Source organism: Pseudomonas sp. KB-10 (assembly GCF_018221585.1).
Taxonomy (GTDB): domain Bacteria; phylum Pseudomonadota; class Gammaproteobacteria; order Pseudomonadales; family Pseudomonadaceae; genus Aquipseudomonas; species Aquipseudomonas yangonensis.
The window spans coordinates 695,521-712,738 of the sequence record NZ_QYYB01000002.1; the positions used below are offsets into that span (position 1 = coordinate 695,521).

At 64.0% G+C, this 17,218-nt stretch carries 14 protein-coding genes; 3 read left to right on the plus strand and 11 right to left on the minus strand.

From position 1 onward, the window contains the following. The first annotated feature begins 17 nt into the window (after positions 1-17). Together glpD and bfr are read left to right on the plus strand one after the other, a co-directional pair. Positions 18-1,547, plus strand: a complete 1,530-nt coding sequence (glpD, locus tag DXK50_RS08215) for a glycerol-3-phosphate dehydrogenase (protein ID WP_161865211.1) — start codon at positions 18-20, stop codon at positions 1,545-1,547. 271 nt (positions 1,548-1,818) lie between these two features. Next, positions 1,819-2,289, plus strand: a complete 471-nt coding sequence (gene bfr, locus DXK50_RS08220; RefSeq protein ID WP_161865212.1) for a bacterioferritin — start codon at positions 1,819-1,821, stop codon at positions 2,287-2,289. 58 nt (positions 2,290-2,347) lie between these two features. Here bfr and DXK50_RS08225 read toward each other — a convergent pair whose 3' ends face one another. The 3 genes from DXK50_RS08225 to DXK50_RS08235 form a co-directional block, all read right to left on the minus strand. Next, positions 2,348-3,649, minus strand: a complete 1,302-nt coding sequence (locus DXK50_RS08225; protein ID WP_161865213.1) for an MFS transporter — start codon at positions 3,647-3,649, stop codon at positions 2,348-2,350. Positions 3,650-3,815: 166 nt separating this feature from the next. Then, positions 3,816-6,890, minus strand: a complete 3,075-nt coding sequence (locus tag DXK50_RS08230; RefSeq protein ID WP_212629956.1) for an efflux RND transporter permease subunit — start codon at positions 6,888-6,890, stop codon at positions 3,816-3,818. 6 nt (positions 6,891-6,896) lie between these two features. Further along, positions 6,897-8,000, minus strand: a complete 1,104-nt coding sequence (locus tag DXK50_RS08235) for an efflux RND transporter periplasmic adaptor subunit (RefSeq protein WP_161865215.1) — start codon at positions 7,998-8,000, stop codon at positions 6,897-6,899. 146 nt (positions 8,001-8,146) lie between these two features. Between DXK50_RS08235 and DXK50_RS08240 the strand changes: the two genes are divergently transcribed. Further along, positions 8,147-8,782 carry a TetR/AcrR family transcriptional regulator gene (locus DXK50_RS08240; RefSeq protein WP_212629957.1) on the plus strand — a complete coding sequence of 212 codons (636 nt, stop codon included), beginning with the start codon at positions 8,147-8,149 and terminating at the stop codon, positions 8,780-8,782. A gap of 16 nt (positions 8,783-8,798) precedes the next feature. Here DXK50_RS08240 and DXK50_RS08245 read toward each other — a convergent pair whose 3' ends face one another. The 8 genes from DXK50_RS08245 to ppc form a co-directional block, all read right to left on the minus strand. Continuing rightward, positions 8,799-9,584, minus strand: a complete 786-nt coding sequence (locus tag DXK50_RS08245) for a class I SAM-dependent methyltransferase (RefSeq protein ID WP_212629958.1) — start codon at positions 9,582-9,584, stop codon at positions 8,799-8,801. Positions 9,585-9,767: 183 nt separating this feature from the next. Beyond that, positions 9,768-10,469, minus strand: coding sequence for an extensin-like domain-containing protein (locus DXK50_RS08250; protein ID WP_212629959.1), 702 nt, complete (start codon positions 10,467-10,469; stop codon positions 9,768-9,770). A 12-nt stretch (positions 10,470-10,481) separates the two neighbouring features. Further along, positions 10,482-11,351, minus strand: a complete 870-nt coding sequence (locus tag DXK50_RS08255) for a DUF72 domain-containing protein (RefSeq protein ID WP_212629960.1) — start codon at positions 11,349-11,351, stop codon at positions 10,482-10,484. Positions 11,352-11,404: 53 nt separating this feature from the next. Beyond that, positions 11,405-11,749 carry a hypothetical protein gene (locus tag DXK50_RS08260; protein ID WP_212629961.1) on the minus strand — a complete coding sequence of 115 codons (345 nt, stop codon included), beginning with the start codon at positions 11,747-11,749 and terminating at the stop codon, positions 11,405-11,407. A 113-nt stretch (positions 11,750-11,862) separates the two neighbouring features. Then, positions 11,863-12,546: a tRNA (adenosine(37)-N6)-threonylcarbamoyltransferase complex dimerization subunit type 1 TsaB gene (gene tsaB, locus DXK50_RS08265; RefSeq protein ID WP_212629962.1), complete on the minus strand. Its 684-nt coding sequence runs from the start codon at positions 12,544-12,546 to the stop codon at positions 11,863-11,865. Positions 12,547-12,744: 198 nt separating this feature from the next. Beyond that, complete coding sequence (locus DXK50_RS08270; RefSeq protein WP_212629963.1) at positions 12,745-13,518, minus strand: 5'-nucleotidase, lipoprotein e(P4) family; 774 nt, start codon at positions 13,516-13,518, stop codon at positions 12,745-12,747. Between the two features lie 169 nt (positions 13,519-13,687). Next, entirely contained in the window at positions 13,688-14,335 is a 648-nt protein-coding gene (gene adk, locus DXK50_RS08275; protein WP_017362788.1) for an adenylate kinase, read from the minus strand. Positions 14,336-14,559: 224 nt separating this feature from the next. Beyond that, on the minus strand, positions 14,560-17,196 hold the full coding sequence (ppc, locus tag DXK50_RS08280) for a phosphoenolpyruvate carboxylase (RefSeq protein WP_212629964.1): 2,637 nt from the start codon (positions 17,194-17,196) through the stop codon (positions 14,560-14,562). Between the last annotated feature and the right edge of the window lie 22 nt (positions 17,197-17,218).

Sequence of the window (17,218 nt, forward strand, 5' to 3'; positions counted from 1 at the left end):
ATAGCCGAGCGTGCCCTATGCCCCACGATCCCTTCACCAGCCCCGTTGCGGAAGTCTATGACCTCGCCGTCGTTGGCGGCGGTATCAATGGGGTGGGCATCGCAGCCGATGCAGCCGGTCGCGGCCTGTCCGTGTTCCTTTGCGAAAAGGACGACCTGGCCAGCCACACCTCCTCTGCCAGCAGCAAGCTGATCCACGGCGGCCTGCGCTATCTGGAGCACCACGAGTTCCGCCTGGTACGCGAAGCCCTGGCCGAGCGCGAGGTGCTGCTGGCAAAGGCTCCGCACATCGTCAAACCGATGCGCTTCGTCCTGCCGCACCGCCCGCATCTGCGTCCGGCCTGGATGATCCGCGCCGGCCTGTTCCTCTACGATCACCTGGGCAAGCGTAAGCGCCTACCCGCATCACGCGGCCTGCGCTTCGGTGCCGGCAGCCCGCTTAAGGCAGAAATCAGCCGAGGCTTCGAATACTCCGATTGCTGGGTAGACGATGCCCGTCTGGTGGTGCTCAACGCCATGGCCGCACGGGAGAAAGGCGCACACATTCACCCACGTACGCGCTGCGTCAGCGCCCGTCGCAGCAAGGGGCTGTGGCATATACACCTGGAGCGCAGCGACGGCAGCCTGCTGTCGATTCGTGCCCGCGCGCTGGTCAACGCCGCCGGCCCCTGGGTCGCGCGCTTCATCCGTGAAGACCTCAAGCAACAGTCGCCCTATGGCATCCGTCTTATTCAGGGCAGCCATATCGTCGTACCGCGCCTGTACGACGGTGAACAGGCCTACATACTGCAGAACGAAGACCGCCGCATCGTCTTCGCCATTCCCTATCTGGAACGCTTCACCCTGATCGGTACAACCGACCGCGAATACCAGGGCGATCCCGCCCAGGTGGCGATCACCGCCGAAGAAACCGATTACCTGCTCAAGGTGGTCAATGACCACTTCAAGCAACAACTTGGCCGGGCCGACGTGCTGCACAGCTTCGCTGGCGTGCGCCCGCTGTGCGATGACGAGTCCGATGAGCCTTCGGCCATCACCCGCGACTACACCCTGTCGCTCTCCGGAACGCCGGGCGAAGCGCCGTTGCTCTCGGTATTCGGCGGCAAGCTGACCACCTACCGCAAGCTGGCCGAGTCGGCCATGCAGCAACTGGCGCCCTACTTCAGCAAACTCGGTCCGAGCTGGACGGCGAGCGCCCCATTGCCTGGCGGCGAGGACATGCAAGACCAGAGCGCACTGGTCGAAGCCCTCTGCGAACGCCATGGCTGGCTGCCCTCCAGCCTGGCCAGGCGCTGGGCTGCCTCTTACGGCAGCCGCACCTGGCACCTGCTCGAAGGCGTGCACAACCTGACCGACCTCGGCGAACACCTTGGCGCCGGCCTCTACACCCGTGAAGTGGACTATCTGCGCCGTGAAGAATGGGCCCGCAGCAGCACCGATATTCTCTGGCGGCGCAGCAAGCTGGGGCTGTTCATGACGCCGACACAGCAGGCCCGCCTGCAGGACTATCTGAACAGCCGTGATCCGCATTCGGCTCATGCCGCCTGATATTTCGCGTGCTCCGATGCCCCGCCTTGCGGGGCTTTTTTATGTCCGTAAAAAAATAAAATATCGACGGCTTCCAGCCGATTGCGTTACGGCCGAACTATTAGCAACTTTTTTATTGCGCCATTTCAATAACTTGGCACCAAGTTGCGGAATAAAAACATTCTTATTCAGTTTTATTTTTACTTATGTTTCAAGAACTTAGGTTTGACAGCGGAAAGAAGCCGGCAGAAAATTCAAGGCCATCACAGTCATTGATACAGTTGGAGCGGTCATGAAAGGCGACAAGAAGGTCATTCAACACCTGAACAAGATTCTTGGTAACGAACTGGTCGCCATCAACCAGTACTTCCTGCATGCGCGTATGTATGAAGACTGGGGCCTGAAAAAGCTCGGCGAGCACGAGTACCACGAATCGATCGACGAGATGAAGCACGCCGACAAGCTGATCAAGCGCATTCTCTTCCTCGAAGGCATTCCCAACCTGCAGGACCTGGGCAAGATCCTGATCGGTGAAAACACCAAGGAAATGCTCGAGTGCGACCTGAAGATCGAGCATAAGGCGCACGGCGATCTGAAAGCCGCCATCGCCTACTGCGAAAGTATCGGTGACTACGCGAGCCGCGAACTGCTCGAGGAAATCCTCTGCTCCGAGGAAGAGCACATCGACTGGCTGGAAACCCAGCTGAGCCTGATCGAAGCCGTTGGCCTGCAGAATTACCTGCAATCGCAAATGGACGAGTAAGTCCAAACTGCTGGATAAAGAAACGGGAGCCGATGGCTCCCGTTTTCATTGTCTGCGCTTATTTCTGCGGGTCCGGTTCGCCATCGGAGCGACCGATACTGGGGGGCGCATCCACCAGCAATTCTTCCGGCACTTCATCCACGCGCGGGTCGAGCGCCGCGGCCATGGGGCTGACCGTATCAGGCATCGGCACGTGACTCAGCGGCGCCTCGTCGACCCGGTGCCGGCCAGTGACACGCTTGGGCTGCACCCAGACGATCAGCACCACGGCATAGAGCGATACCAGCATGTAGAACATGCCCGGCCCGAAGTGCTGCATCATGAAGCCGGCCAGCAACGGACCGATGCAGGCGCCAACGCCATAGGTGGTCAGCAACATGGCGGACAGCGCCACCCGGCGCGATTGCTCGACATGGTCGTTACCCAGCGCCACGGCCAACGGGTACAGGGTGAACAGCAACATGCCGGTGACGAAGCCGTTGGCCAGCAACAACCAGTACGGCAGGTCGAACAGCCCCCACATGGGAACGGCGGTCAAGCACAGCAGAATGGCGTTACCGCGAATCAGCCAGCTGCGGTCCAGACGATCGGACAACCAGCCCAGCGGCCACTGCGCGCAGAAACCGGCGATGATGCACATGGCTACGAACAGGCTCGCCTGCGCGGTATCCAGTCCGCTGCGGCTGGCGTAAACCGGCGCCAGGCCGTAGAAGGCACCGACCATAAGCCCGGCGACGAAAATGCTGCCCAGCGCCTGCGGCACGCGTTTCCAGAAGAAACCGATTTCCAGCGGCGCTGCCACCAATTTGGCCGGGTGCACGCGGCGGGTCACGGCCAGCGGAATCAGGCAGGAGGCGAAGCAGATCGCCACCAGCACCAGCGGCTTGTAATCCAGAGTAGGGCTCATCGCCAGCAGGCCCTGGCCCACGACCAGGCCCAGGTCCACGGCCACCATGTAGCCGGCGAACACCTTGCCGCGCATATGATTTTCCGACTGCTCGTTGAGCCAGCTCTCGATCACCATGTACTGGTTCATCATTACCGCGCCCATTACGAAGCGCAGCAACAGCCAGACCTCCAGACGCTCGACCAGTATGTGTAACAGCACGATCACCGTGGCGAGGCCGGCGCAGGCGACGTAGGAGCGGATATGACCAACGCTGGCGATCAGCTTGTGGCCGAACTTGCCACCGCAAACCAGGCCGAAATAATAGGCCGCCATCAGGCCGCCAACCCAGCTGTCACCGGCGCCTTCCCCGGTCAGGCGCAGGCCCATGTAGGTGCTGAACAACCCTGAACCGGCCAGCATGAGTAAGGTGGCGCTATACAGGGCCGGGAAGGTGACGAGCGGGCTGAACATGACGACTCCAGACGGGACGGCAGCAGCGCCGTCCGACGAACACGGGACGATGGCGTCCCGTCGGCCCCGGGCGGGGCCAGCGAAAACCGCGCATTATCCATATCCGCCACCTGCCCCGCCACGCCCGCCGGGCGCTTTACGGCGAAACGCCCAAACGCCTGTGGCGCTAGCGCACCTCGCGCTCCTTGACCCGGAACCAAGCCGCGTAAAGCGCCGGCAGGAACAGCAGGGTCAGCGCAGTGGCGACCACCAGGCCGCCCATGATGGCCACGGCCATCGGCCCGAAGAACACGCTGCGCGACAGCGGAATCATCGCCAGCACGGCCGCCAGCGCTGTCAGCACGATGGGGCGGAAGCGCCGTACCGTGGCTTCGATGATGGCGTGCCAGCGATCGAGGCCGTGGCTGATGTCCTGCTCGATCTGATCCACCAGAATCACCGAGTTGCGCATGATCATCCCGGCCAGGGCGATGGTGCCGAGCATGGCGACGAAACCGAACGGCTGGCGGAAGATCAGCAGGAACAGCGTCACGCCGATCAGCCCCAGCGGCGCGGTGAGAAACACCATGGCCGAGCGCGAGAAACTCTTGAGCTGCAGCATCAGCAACGTCAGCACCACCACGATGAACAACGGCACACCGGCGTTCACCGATTTCTGCCCGCGCTGCGAGTCTTCTACCGTACCGCCTACCTCCAGCAGGTAACCATCGGGCAATTCGGCGCGGATCGGCTCCAGGGTCGGCAGGATCTGCTGGGTCAGGCTGGCCGGCTGCTCCTTGCCATAGACATCGGCCCGCACGGTAACGTTGGGCAGGCGATTGCGATGCCAGATGATGCCTTCCTCGAAACCGTATTCCAGCGTCGCCACCTGCGACAGGGCCACACTGCGCCCACTGTCGGTCGGCACCGCCAGGCTCGGCAGCAGGCTCAGCGCCTTGCGCTCCTGTGGCGTACCACGCTGGAGAATCTCGATCAGCTCGTTGCCTTCGCGGTACTGGCTGACGCTGGTGCCGGACAGCGAGCCCTGCAAAAAGCGCGATAGTTCGGCGGTATTGACCCCCAGCGCACGCGCACGATCCTGATCGATGTTGAGGATCACCACCTTGCTCGGTTCCTCCCAGTCCAGATGCACGTTCACCACATGCGGGTTCTCGCGCACCTTGTCCGCTACCTGGCGAGCCAGGGCACGTACCTCGTCGATATGCTCGCCACTGACGCGGAACTGGATCGGATAGCCTACGGGTGGGCCGTTCTCCAGGCGGCTGACGCGACTGCGCAGTGCAGGGAACTGGTCGTTCATTGTCTGGATCAGCCAGGTGCGCAGGCGCTCGCGCTCCTCGATGCTCGACGCCAGCACGACGAACTGGGCGAAGCTCGCCGCCGGCAGCTGCTGATCCAGCGGCAGGTAGAAACGCGGTGAGCCGGTGCCGACATAGGCGACATAGTTGTCGATGCCGGTCTGCTCCTTGAGCAGTTCTTCCAGGCGACGCACTTCGGCCTCCGTGGCGCTCAGCGAAGCGCCCTCCTCCAACTTGATGTCGACCATCAGCTCCAGACGACCCGAGGCCGGGAAGAACTGTTGCGGCACGAAGCGGAACAGCAATACCGAGCCGATGAACAAGCCGATGGTCAACAGGATGACGATGCCGCGACGGCGCACACACCACTCAACCGTGGCGCGTACGCGGCGGTAAAACGGCGTCGAGTAGGGGTCGTGGCCGTCATCGCTGCCGCCATGTTTCGCCGCGTGCAGCTTGGCCAGATCCGGCAGCAGCTTGTCGCCCAGATAGGGCACGAACATCACCGCCGCGATCCACGAGGCGATCAGCGAGATGGCCACCACCTGGAAGATAGAACGGGTGTACTCGCCCGTGCCGGACTGCGCGGTGGCGATGGGCAGAAAGCCCGCGGCGGTGATCAAGGTGCCGGTGAGCATGGGAAACGCAGTGCTGGTCCAGGCGAAGCTGGCGGCCTTGAAGCGGTCATAGCCCTGCTCCATCTTGATCGCCATCATCTCCACCGCGATGATCGCGTCGTCCACTAGCAGGCCCAGGCCGAGCACCAGCGCGCCAAGCGAGATCTTGTGCAGGCCAATCCCCAGGTAATACATGGCGGCGAAGGTCATCGCCAGCACCAGCGGGATCACCAGAGCCACCACCAGGCCGGTGCGCACGCCCAGGGAGAAGAAGCTGACCGCCAGCACGATCACCAGCGCCTCGACCAGCACCTTGACGAACTCGCCCACGCCGGCCTTCACCGCCGCCGGTTGATCCGACACCTTGCGCAGTTCCATACCCAGCGGCAGGGTCTGCTGCAGGCGGGCGAACTCGCCCTCCAGCGCCTTGCCCAGTACCAGGATGTCGCCGCCGTCCTTCATCGACACGGCAATACCGATGGCGTCCTCCCCCATGAAGCGCATGCGCGGCGCAGGTGGATCGTTGAACCCCCGTTTGACCTCGGCGACATCGGCAATGCGGAAGGTGCGGTCACCGACGCGAATGGGGAAGTTGCGAATCTCCTCCACCGACTCGAAGCGTCCGGTTACGCGTAGCTGGATACGCTCACTGGCCGTTTCGAAGAAGCCGGCCGCTGCCACCGCATTCTGCGCCTCCAGCGCCTGCTGTACCGCAGACAAGGGCAGGCCCAGGGTCGCCAGTTTGGTGTTGGACAGCTCGATCCAGATTTTCTCGTCCTGCAGGCCCACCAGCTCGACCTTGCCGACGTCCTTGACCCGCTGCAGTTGCAGCTGCAGGCGGTCGGCGTAGTCCTTGAGCACCGCGTAGTCGAATCCCTTGCCGGTCAGGGCATAGATGTTGCCGAAGGTGGTGCCGAATTCGTCGTTGAAGAACGGCCCCTGGATGCCGGGCGGCAATGTGTGGCGGATGTCGCTGATCTTCTTGCGTACCTGGTACCACAGCTCGGGAATCTGTGAGCTGCGCATGGAGTCGCGCGCCATGAAGGTGACCTGCGACTCACCCGGTCGGGAGAAGCTGGTGATGCGGTCGTACTCGCCGGTCTCCATCAGCTTCTTCTCGATGCGCTCGGTAACCTGGCGCGAGACTTCCTCGGCGCTGGCGCCCGGCCAGTTGGTGCGAATCACCATGGCCTTGAACGTGAAGGGTGGATCTTCGCTCTGCCCCAGCTTGGTGTACGACAATGCGCCCACCACGGCGAACAGCAGCATGATGTAGAGAACGATCTGGCGATGGCGCAGCGCCCAGGCAGACAGGTTGAAGCTCATGCCGGCTTACTCCTTGGCTGCCAGTTCGACGTTGCGATTGTCGCGATCCACGGCGCGCACCTTCTGGCCCTCACGCAGCATCTGCACACCAGCGGCCACCACCCAGTCGGAAGCGGAAAGTCCCTCCAGCACCGGCACACGGTCGTCACCATAGGCGCCTACGCGGACCGGCCGGCGCTGCACGGTTTGCTCCTGGGGGTCGATGACCCAGACGAAGGCCTGGCCCTGCTCGGCGCTGAGAGCCGACAGCGGCACGGCCAGCGGCACCTCGCCATTGCTGGCGATGAAGACGCGCGCACTCTGCCCCAGCTCGGCCGGCACCTTGCCTTCGCTGAAGGCGACGCGGGCAGCGAAGGTTCGCGACTGCGGATCAGCTGCCGGTGCCATTTCGCGAATGCGCCCGGGGAAGCGCTGGCCGGGCTGCGACCACAGCTCCACCTCGACCGCCTGACCGATCTCGAAACGGCCAAAGCTCTGCTCCGGCAGGCTGATGGACACTTCACGTTCGCCATCGGCTGCCAGGGTGAACACGGTTTGTCCGGCAGCCACCACCTGCCCGACCTCGACCGCACGGCGGGCGATCACGCCATCCTGCGAAGCGCGCAGCACGGCGTAGTCGGTCTGGTTGCGCGCCACGTCGTATTCGGCCTTGATCTGTTTCAGACGGGCTTCGCCAGCGCGGTATTGATTCTCGACGTTGTCGAACTGCGAGCGGCTGACCAGATTGCGCCCCAGCAGCGTCTTGTAGCGCTCGCGCTCGGCGCGCACGGTCTGCAGGTTGGCCTCTGCCGCCGCCATCTGCGCGCGCGTGGCCTCCAGCTGCAGACGTACGTCCTGGGGGTCCAGCTCGGCCAGCGCCTGGTTCTTCTTCACCCGCTCACCGACATCCACCATGCGCTTGCTCACCTTGCCGGCAATGCGGAAGGCCAGTTCCGGCTCGTAGCGCGCGCGCACCTCACCCGGATAGCTGTCGACCAGAGCACTGGCCGGCTGTGGCTGCACCACCATGGCCGGGCGAACCGGCTGCTCCATCTGCTCACCGTTGCCGCAGGCAGACAACACAAGGACCAGACCCAGGGATGCGATCAGGGGGAGAACGTGGCGGGACATGTGTAAGACCTTTCGAAGAAGGTTTGGGGCTGGCCCTCGAGCACGCGCTATCTGCGTCGATGCTATTGGAGTTGCCCTTTGGAATATTTGTACTGCCGGGTATAGTAAAAATAGCAAACTCGCCAGTCCAGTATTAAAATTCACCAATGCCCGACAAGTTGTTACAACCTTCCGGCCCCGGTCGTCCGAAGGATCCCGCCAAACGCCGCGCCATTCTCGAAGCGGCCAAGAGCCTGTTCCTGCGCAACGGTTACGACGGCAGCAGCATGGACGCGATCGCCGCCGAGGCCGGGGTTTCCAAGCTCACCGTGTACAGCCACTTCACCGACAAGGAGACCCTGTTCTCTGCGGCGATCAAGGCCAAGTGCCAGGAACAACTGCCGGAACTGCTGTTCGAGCTGCCTGACAACGTGCCACTGGAAAGCCAGCTACTGGGCATCGCCCGCGGCTTCCTGGCGCTGGTCAACAGCCGCGAATCGGTGGAAATGCATCGAATGATGGTGAGCCTGGCCAGCCAGGGCTCCAAGCTGTCGCAGATGTTCTACGAAGCCGGCCCGAAACGGGTGCAGGAAGAAATGGAAGTGCTACTGCACAAGGCGGCTCAGCGCGGCCTGCTGAGCCTGGAGAATCCGCACCTGGCCGCCGATCATTTCTTCAGCCTGCTCAAGGGCGGCGCACATTTCCGCCTGCTGATCGGCTGCGCCGAGCCGCTGGAGGGCGAGGCCGCGGAGCGTCATGTGCAGGACTCGGTGCAACTGTTTCTGCGCGCCTATCGACCCTGACGGCGTGCGCCGCACACTAGCTGCCGGCTTCCAGCTTCTTCTTCGGATAGATGTCGTAGCGACTGGATTTGCCTTCCAGCACATAACCCGGCTTGCAGCCTTCGATGGCCGGCGCCTTGCGCGGACGTTTGACCACCACCCGGTGGCTGGCCAGCGCCAGCGCTGCCTCGAGCAGAGCGGGCGCGTCCAGATCGTCGCCGACGAAGGGTCGGAACAGACGCATTTCCTTTTTCACCAGCGCGCTTTTGTCGCGATGCGGGAACATCGGGTCGAGGTAAATCACCTGCGGCGCATCCCCCTGCCAGGTGCGCATCAGCTCGATGGCATTGCCGGTGAGCAGGCGCATGCGTGCGATGATGGGCGCCACTTCGAGATCGAGCGCGGCACGTTGCAGGCCATCTTCCAGCAGCGCGGCGACCAGCGGTTGGCGCTCGATCAGAGTCATGTCGCAACCCAGGCTGGCCAGCACGAAGGCATCGCGCCCCAACCCTGCCGTCGCGTCGAGAATGCGCGGGCGAATCCCCGACTGCACCCCCACCGCCTTGGCGATCATCTGCCCACTGCCACCGCCGAACTGACGTCGATGCGCCGCCGCACCCTCGACGAAATCCACCCGCACCGGGCCAGGTGCCTTGTCGCCCAGCTCGACCAGCTGCAGCCCGTCATCGCCCAGTTGCAGGGCGAACTCGGTTTCCCCCTCGAGCGCCAGGCCCAGGCGTGACGCCCACTGGGCCGCCGCTTCGGCGTACTGAGGATGCAGGGCTTGGATGCGGATGCTGGCGTTGTGCCGCTCGTCGGTCATGGGCTCGTTCTGCTCAAGGAATCATTCAAAGCATCGACCACCGGCCGATTTAGAGGAAGCGGCATTCTGCCAGACCCGGCCGCCGACAGCCGCATCGAACGTGAACGTCCGCCCTGTGCCGAAGCGGCAAGCCAGTGCAGCCGCGAGCGGATCACAACAGCGCCACAACTCGCAAACAGGCTATTAGCGGCACATCCGCCACATGCCCATGTCGACGTGAAAGTGGTCACGGTGGGCAGCGTTGTATTCCGGCCCAAGGGTGACGTTGAAGCTGTCGCAGGCCGCGTCCCGAACCAGACGCAGAAAGCGCGCCTTGTCCCCCTCCCCCGGCCAGTCACGCAGCACGCTGATGCGCTGGCCGTCACGCAGGCGAAAGCCTACCATGTCCAGCGCGTTGGCATAGGAATGCTGGCTGGGTCGCTGGCTGCCGGCGATACTGCGGCAGGCGAAGCTGCCGACGTGCTCGACACGGCTTACCGGCTGACCGAACACCGCTTGCGCAGCAGGCTGCAGCCCATGGCGCTCGAACAGGGCGAAACTCACCGCCAACGGGCAGGTCGCCATGAAGCTACTGCTCAAACCGACGTTGGCTCCCTGGATACGCACGGCATTTTCAATCGGGCAGCCGGGATAAGGCGTACTGTCATCCAGGCGCGTGAAGCGCAGGTCGGACGTCGCCAGGGCCAGGTCGCACAGCGCCCGATCCTCGCTCAGGCGCCAGAGCTTGAATGAGGTCAGCAGGTTTGGTGCCTCTCGCACGTCAAGCGGCGCCCAAGGGTTGAAACGCGGCGCCACCTCCAGCCAGCCACGCCACAGCGCCACCAGCAGCGCCGCACCCAGCAGCAGGGAAAGAAACAGCAAACGGCCGATTATCCGTATCAGCATATTCATTCTCCATCAGAGCAGGCCGAGCTGCTCCAGTTCCGGTTCCGTTCGCAGGATTGGCAATTCAGGCAACCCCGGCAGGCGCTGCATCAGCTGCTGGTGAAAACGCCTTGCCAGCTCGGGGGCCAGGCGATTGTCGGAGGTATGCGCGAAGACATACGGAGCAAGCCCCTGTTCGATCCAGCCGGCGACCTTGTCCAGCCAGGGCTGCATGAAGGGATCGTTGGCCAGCAGTTCGGGATGGCCGATAAAACGCAGCTGTGGATGCTGGCTGAACGCCGCAGGCCGGGTCGGCAGGCGCGGTTTCTTGGCCTGCGCATGGAGCACGGCCGGCTCCTGCGAGTCACAGCTGAACAGGGCACGCGAGTCCAGGCAGATGCGCTCGATACCTCGCTCGTGCAACAGACGATTGAGCACGCGCTCGGCATCACCCTTGGCGAAGAACTCCGGGTGGCGCACCTCGACGGCCAGCGGCCAGTCGCCCCACTGCTCGATGAACGCCGCAAGCTCGGCCAACCGCGAAGGGCCAAAGGCGGCCGGCAGTTGCAGCCAGTAAGGCGCAACCCGCGCGCCAAGCGGCGCCAGCAGCTGGCGGAACTGCACGACCTCATCGAGCTGCTGGCAGAGATCGTCGCTGTGGCTGATATCGCGCGGCAACTTGGCGCAGAAACGAAAGTGCGCCGGCATCGCCAATGCCCAGCGGGCGACCGTCTGCTCGTTGGGCCTGGCATAGAACGTGGTGTTGCCTTCTACCGCGTTGAACACCTCGGTATAGCGGCCAAGAAACTCCGTAGGCCGCGTGTCCTGCGGATAGAGCGTGGCGCGCCAGGCCGCTTCGCTCCAGGATGGACAACCAAGAAAATAGGGAAACGCGACGCTCATCGATCTATGTAACGGACCTGGCTGAGGGGCGCGAATCACGCCATGGAACGGAGTTACGCGTAAAGATCGAGGCCGAGTACTTCCTGCGCATCGTACTCGTTGGCGTAGGCGGCGGTGGTGCTGTAGCTGGCCAACGCCTGAGCAGCACGATTGCTCAGCGCCGGCTGTTGATAGCCCAGATCCTGGGCGCGGGACGGCAGGCTATCGCTATTACTGCTGCTGGCCTGCACACGACGGATCTGCGGAGTCTGCTCGAGCCCCTGACTGCTGGCCGGAGCAGCCGGCACTTCACGTCTGGCCTCGACTTCCCGCTGCGCCTCGCGATAGGGCGTGACCGCAGTCCCCGAACGGGGGCCGCGATCTGGCGAGTAGGAAGGTAGATAACCATCGATCCGCATCTAGGGTTGCTCGGTGGGCTCGGCTGAACAGTGGGCAGTGCTGGCAATGTAGCGGCGGGCACCGCACTTGGCAAATGCCAGGATGCTCTTGACGTCAAACATCCGACCAGCTGTCATGCTGGCGCCGCTTTCGGCGTGGCGACCTGATCGCGCAGGTACACCGGCTGCGCCTGATCGGCCGGCACAGCCTCGCCACGCGCCCAGGCGAAACGGGCCAGGCTCAGCAGGTCTTCGGCATGCGGCAGCATGCTGCCGTCCATGCTCGCGGGCTTGAGGGCGATACGCGTGGCAAAGGTGCCCCACCCCGTACCGGCGCCGAACCATTCACCATCGCTACCACGCGGCGCTTCGGCCTGCTCGGGCGGCAGCACCGCTTCCTGACCGAGCAAACGCATCTCGCCTGCCTCGGCGCGATAACAGCCCCAATAGACTTCATCCATGCGCGCATCGATCGCTGCAGCGACCTGGGCGGCACCCTGTTCACGCAACGCACGCTGGGCCAGCATGGCCAGGTTGGAGACCGGCAGCACCGGCCTGTCCAGGGCGAAGGCCAGGCCCTGCACCACGCCGATGGCGATGCGCACGCCAGTGAAGGCACCGGGACCACGACCGAAAGCGATGGCGTCGAGCGCCGAAGCTGCGATACCGGCATCACCCAGCAGTTGCTGGATCATCGGCAACAGGCGCTGCGCATGCAGACGCGGGGCAACTTCGTAGTGGCTGAGTACACGACCGTCATGCAGCAGCGCGACGGAGCAGGCTTCGGTGGCGGTATCCAGGGCCAGGAGAGTGGTCATTGCGTTCGGACGGTTGAAGTAAAAGAGCCGGCATTAGACCGGCTCGACAGTTTTTTTTCCAGCGCCATGACGGCCCTCGGCGTGCGAGGAGCGACCAACGGGCGCCCTTAGAGGCTGCTCAAAGTCTCGCGAGCTGGAGCAATGCAAGCCTGTTTTTAACGCGGCAGCGCCGACGCGCAGCAGACTTTGAACAGGTTCTTACCAGGGCTCGACCACCGGCTCGGCCTCCCAGCCCTTGAGCGGTGCCTTGGACCAGGTGCCATAGCCGGCGTTGGGGAACACGATCCACTCGACGCCCCACTTGCCGGCCTCGTCGGCGACGGTCTTGCGCTGCGCATCGAGCGGCGTCTTGCGAAAGCGCGCATCGAAGTCGTGCAGGGTGTCGCCCAGCAGCATGACGATCTGGTGATCGGCGCTGACGATGGCGCGACGTTCGACCTTGGGCGGGCCGAGCAGCAGCACGCTGTCTTCCGACACCTGCGGCAATCCGAGCTTGGTCAGGGTGGCCAGGGTGTATTGCTTCTGCTCGTCGGCACGGTCGGAGATGTAGCGGATGGTCACGCCGAGCTTGTCGGCGTGTTCGAGGAATTTCTTCGCGCCGGGAATCAGCTCCGGCGTGCCGTCGCGCTCCCAGGGCAGCCAGGTATCCCAGGCATCGTATTGGTGACAGTTGGCCAGGTCGCGGGCCAACAGGGCGCTGTTGTCGATCACGGTTTCATCGAGGTCGGTGACGATGGCCAGCTTCGACGGATCCTTTGCCGCAGCAACGGCCTTGTCGAGCTTCTCCGTGGCGATGTTGTAAGCCTGCAGCTGCAGCGCCTGGACCTCCGCGGACTGCTGCTGGAAGCGCAAGCCCATGGTGAATTGCGCGACCGAACAGTCGGTCCTGCCCTGTGCGGCGGTCTCGGCAAATACCAGCGGAGTGCTCAACAGCGATACCGCAAGGCCCAGCCAGATGCGTTTCTCGGTCATTTAATGCCCTCTTCCTTATAGGTTATCGACACGCCTCCGAGCAGGCCGGAGGCTTGCACCATCGATACTAGCCGACACCTGTCCCGGAGCCAGCAGAACCTTTCCGTGTTCCATAAACGACCAAGGCCCCTTTCGGGGCCCTGCTTCGCTGACGGCTGGCGAGGTGGACTCAGTCCAGCGCGGCCAGGGTCTTCGCGGTGATTTCTTCGACGCTGCCTACGCCCGGAATGTGGCTGCATTTCGGCGTACCGGTCGCAGCGGAGAGCTTCTGGTAGAAGTCCACCAGCGGCTTGGTCTGCGAGTGGTAAACGGACAGGCGATGACGCACGGTCTCTTCCTTGTCATCCTCGCGCTGAACCAGCTCCTCGCCGGTCAGGTCGTCCTTGCCGGCAACCTTCGGCGGATTGTATTCGGTGTGGTACACGCGCCCGGATGCAGGATGAACGCGACGGCCGGACAGACGCTTGACGATTTCCTCGTCGTCGACGGCGATTTCCACTACGTGATCCAGGGCTACGCCGGCATCGCGCAGCGCTTCGGCTTGCGGGATGGTGCGCGGGAAACCATCGAAAAGGAAGCCGTTGGCGCAATCGTCTTGAGCGATGCGCTCCTTGACCAGATTGATGATCAGGTCGTCGGAGACCAGACCGCCGGCGTCCATCACGCTCTTGGCCTTCAGGCCGAGCTCGGTGCCAGCCTTGACCGCTGCGCGCAGCATGTCACCGGTGGAGATTTGCGGAATGCCGAATTTCTCGGTGATGTAGCGAGCCTGGGTACCTTTGCCGGCACCGGGCGCCCCCAGCAGAATCACGCGCATCGATGTGCTCCTCAAGAGTTATGTAGTAATCGGTCGGACTCGCCTCGTGGGGCCAATCTCTTGAATGTTGTGCGGCAGCCGCAGCGGCCAAAAAGGCTGCTCAAGATACACAGCGCACCCCAGGCGCACAAGCCGCCAAAAGTCGGATAAAAAACCTCCTCCCGACGCCCTGAACCTGGCATGTGGCGCTGAACGGACATGCGTCGGCCAGCGCCCGCCGCCCCTCAACCCGTGTTGCGCAAACCCGCTGCGATACCCGCCACGCTGACCAGCAGCGCCTGCTCCAGAGGGCTCTCCGGCGCCTGTTCGCGTTGCCGGCAGCGCGCCAGCAGCTCGGCCTGCAGCAGGTGCAATGGGTCGAGATAGGTGTTGCGCACGCTGATCGATTCAAGGGTCTCCGGGTTATGCGCGAGCAGACGCGACTGCCCGGTCAGTTCGAGTACGGCAGCACAGGCCTGCGACAATAGGTCGCGTAACTGCGCACCCAGCGGCAGCAACGCCGGTTCGACCAATCGCTCGTCGTACAGGGCAGCGATGCTGGCGTCGGCCTTGGTCAGCACCATCTCCAGCATGTCGATGCGCGTACGGAAGAACGGCCAGTGTTCGCGCATGTCCTTCAACACCTCGGCATCGCCACCTCTCAGCGCCTGCCCCAGCGCCTGCTCCCAGCCTAGCCAGGCCGGCAGCATCAGCCGCGTCTGGGTCCAGGCGAAGATCCACGGGATCGCGCGCAGGCTCTCCACACCGCCTTCACGCCGCTTGGCCGGCCGACTGCCCAGTGGCAGGCGCCCCAGCTCCTGCTCCGGCGTGGCCTGGCGGAAATACTCGACGAACTGCGGATGCTCGCGCACCACGCCGCGATAGGCCTTCACGCCGACGTCGGCAAGGCGGTCCATCATCGTACGCCAGCTCGGCTGCGGGGCCGGCGGCGGCAGCAACGTGGCTTCCAGCACAGCCGCGAGATACAGGTTGAGGTTCTGCTCGGCGATATCCGGCAGGCCGAACTTGAAGCGGATCATCTCGCCCTGTTCGGTGGTGCGGAAACGTCCCGCCACCGAACCCGGCGGTTGCGACAGAATGGCCGCATGAGCCGGGCCGCCTCCACGGCCCACGGTGCCACCGCGACCGTGGAACAGGAGCAACTCGACCTGATGCTCGCGGCACAGGCGCACCAGCTCCTCCTGAGCACGGTACTGAGCCCAGGCAGCGGCGGTGGTACCGGCATCCTTGGCCGAATCGGAATAACCGATCATCACTTCCTGCGGGCCATGCAGACGCGCGCGATAACCGGGCAACCCCAGCAGACGATCCATCACCGGCCCGGCGTGGTCGAGGTCCGCCAAGGTTTCAAACAGTGGCACCACGCGCATCGGACGGCGCAACCCGGCTTCCTTCAGCAGCAGTTGCACCGCCAGCACATCGGAAGCGGCACCGGCCATGGAGATCACGTAGGAGCCCAGCGAGGCAGCGGGAGCAGCGGCCACCTCACGGCAGGTGGCGAGCACTTCGGCCGTATCGGCCGAGGGGCGATAGTCGCTCGGCAATAGCGGACGGCGGCTGTCCAGTTCACGCTGGAGGAAACTCAGGCGCGCCTCTTCATCCCACTCGGCGTAGCGACCGAGACCGAGGTAATCGGTAATTTCCGACAGCGCCGCGGCGTGCCGGGCAGAGTCCTGGCGCACATCGAGGCGCACCAGGAACAGGCCGAAGGTCGCGGCCCGGCGCACGCAGTCGAGCAACGGGCCATCGGCTATGACGCCCATGCCGCACTGGTGCAGCGACTGGTAGCACAGCTGCAGCGGCGCCAGCAGATCATGGTTGTCCTGCAACACCGAAGGCCCCGCGGCGATATCCGACGTCAGCGCCTGCTGCGCCCAGCTGCGCGTCTCACGCAGGCGCTCGCGCAGTTGCTTGAGCAACGCGCGGTAAGGCTCGGCACTGTCGCCCACCTGTGCGCGCAGCTCATCGCTGGCCTGCTGCATCGACAGCTCGGCGGCGAGACTATCGACATCGCGCAGATAAAGGTCGGCCGCCATCCAGCGCGCCAGCAGCAGCACCTCGCGCGTCACCCGCGCCGTGACATTGGGGTTGCCGTCACGGTCGCCGCCCATCCACGAGGCGAAACGAATCGGCGCAGCTTCCAGCGGCAGACGCAAGCCGGTGGCAGCCTCAAGGCTCTTATCGGCACGGCGCAGGAACTGCGGCACGGCCTGCCACAGCGAATGTTCGATGACGGCGAAGCCCCATTTGGCCTCATCCACCGGACTGGGCCGGCTGCGACGGATTTCCTCGGTGTGCCAGGCTTCGGCGATCAACCGTTGCAGGCGCAGGGCGATGCGCTCACGTTCGGCCGGCAACAGGTCGCTGCGATCCAGCGCCGTCAGTTGCGCGGCGATGGCATCGTATTTCTGGATCAGGGTACGCCGCGCCACTTCGGTGGGGTGTGCGGTCAGCACCAGCTCGATGTCCAGACGCGCCAGCTGGCGCGCCAGTTCATCGCCGCTTTGCCCTTCGGCAAGCAGACGCTCGAGCAACTCGTCCAGCACGCGCAGCTCGAAAGGCTCGGGTTCGCCTGAGCGGCGGCGGCGCACGCGGTGTTGCTGTTCGGCGATATTGGCCAGGTTGAGGAACTGGTTGAAGGCACGGGCCACCGGCAGAAGCTCGTCGTCACCGAGGTCGCCCAGGGTGCTGCTCAACTGCTCGGAGCCAGCAGCAGAGCCACTGCGGCCGGCCTTGGCGGCCTTGCGTATGCGCTCGATCTTGTCGAGAAACTCATCGCCCAACTGGGTGCAGATGGTATGCCCGAGCAGTTCGCCGAGCAGGTGCACCTCTTCACGCAGGCGCGCATCTATTTCCGCCATGTCGCACTCCTTCTGCTGACCA

What these genes read in the sequence shown, in the direction of transcription:
- DXK50_RS08235 (WP_161865215.1), bottom strand. Translation starts at nt 8,000, where the DNA reads ATGTCCCGCCACGTTCTCCCCCTGATCGCATCCCTGGGTCTGGTCCTT.
- DXK50_RS08230 (WP_212629956.1), bottom strand. Translation starts at nt 6,890, where the DNA reads ATGAGCTTCAACCTGTCTGCCTGGGCGCTGCGCCATCGCCAGATCGTT.
- ppc (WP_212629964.1), bottom strand. Translation starts at nt 17,196, where the DNA reads ATGGCGGAAATAGATGCGCGCCTGCGTGAAGAGGTGCACCTGCTCGGC.
- DXK50_RS08225 (WP_161865213.1), bottom strand. Translation starts at nt 3,649, where the DNA reads ATGTTCAGCCCGCTCGTCACCTTCCCGGCCCTGTATAGCGCCACCTTA.
- DXK50_RS08245 (WP_212629958.1), bottom strand. Translation starts at nt 9,584, where the DNA reads ATGACCGACGAGCGGCACAACGCCAGCATCCGCATCCAAGCCCTGCAT.
- tsaB (WP_212629962.1), bottom strand. Translation starts at nt 12,546, where the DNA reads ATGACCACTCTCCTGGCCCTGGATACCGCCACCGAAGCCTGCTCCGTC.
- adk (WP_017362788.1), bottom strand. Translation starts at nt 14,335, where the DNA reads ATGCGCGTGATTCTGCTGGGGGCGCCCGGTGCCGGCAAAGGTACCCAG.
- DXK50_RS08240 (WP_212629957.1), top strand. Translation starts at nt 8,147, where the DNA reads ATGCCCGACAAGTTGTTACAACCTTCCGGCCCCGGTCGTCCGAAGGAT.
- bfr (WP_161865212.1), top strand. Translation starts at nt 1,819, where the DNA reads ATGAAAGGCGACAAGAAGGTCATTCAACACCTGAACAAGATTCTTGGT.
- DXK50_RS08250 (WP_212629959.1), bottom strand. Translation starts at nt 10,469, where the DNA reads ATGCTGATACGGATAATCGGCCGTTTGCTGTTTCTTTCCCTGCTGCTG.
- DXK50_RS08270 (WP_212629963.1), bottom strand. Translation starts at nt 13,518, where the DNA reads ATGACCGAGAAACGCATCTGGCTGGGCCTTGCGGTATCGCTGTTGAGC.
- DXK50_RS08255 (WP_212629960.1), bottom strand. Translation starts at nt 11,351, where the DNA reads ATGAGCGTCGCGTTTCCCTATTTTCTTGGTTGTCCATCCTGGAGCGAA.
- glpD (WP_161865211.1), top strand. Translation starts at nt 18, where the DNA reads ATGCCCCACGATCCCTTCACCAGCCCCGTTGCGGAAGTCTATGACCTC.
- DXK50_RS08260 (WP_212629961.1), bottom strand. Translation starts at nt 11,749, where the DNA reads ATGCGGATCGATGGTTATCTACCTTCCTACTCGCCAGATCGCGGCCCC.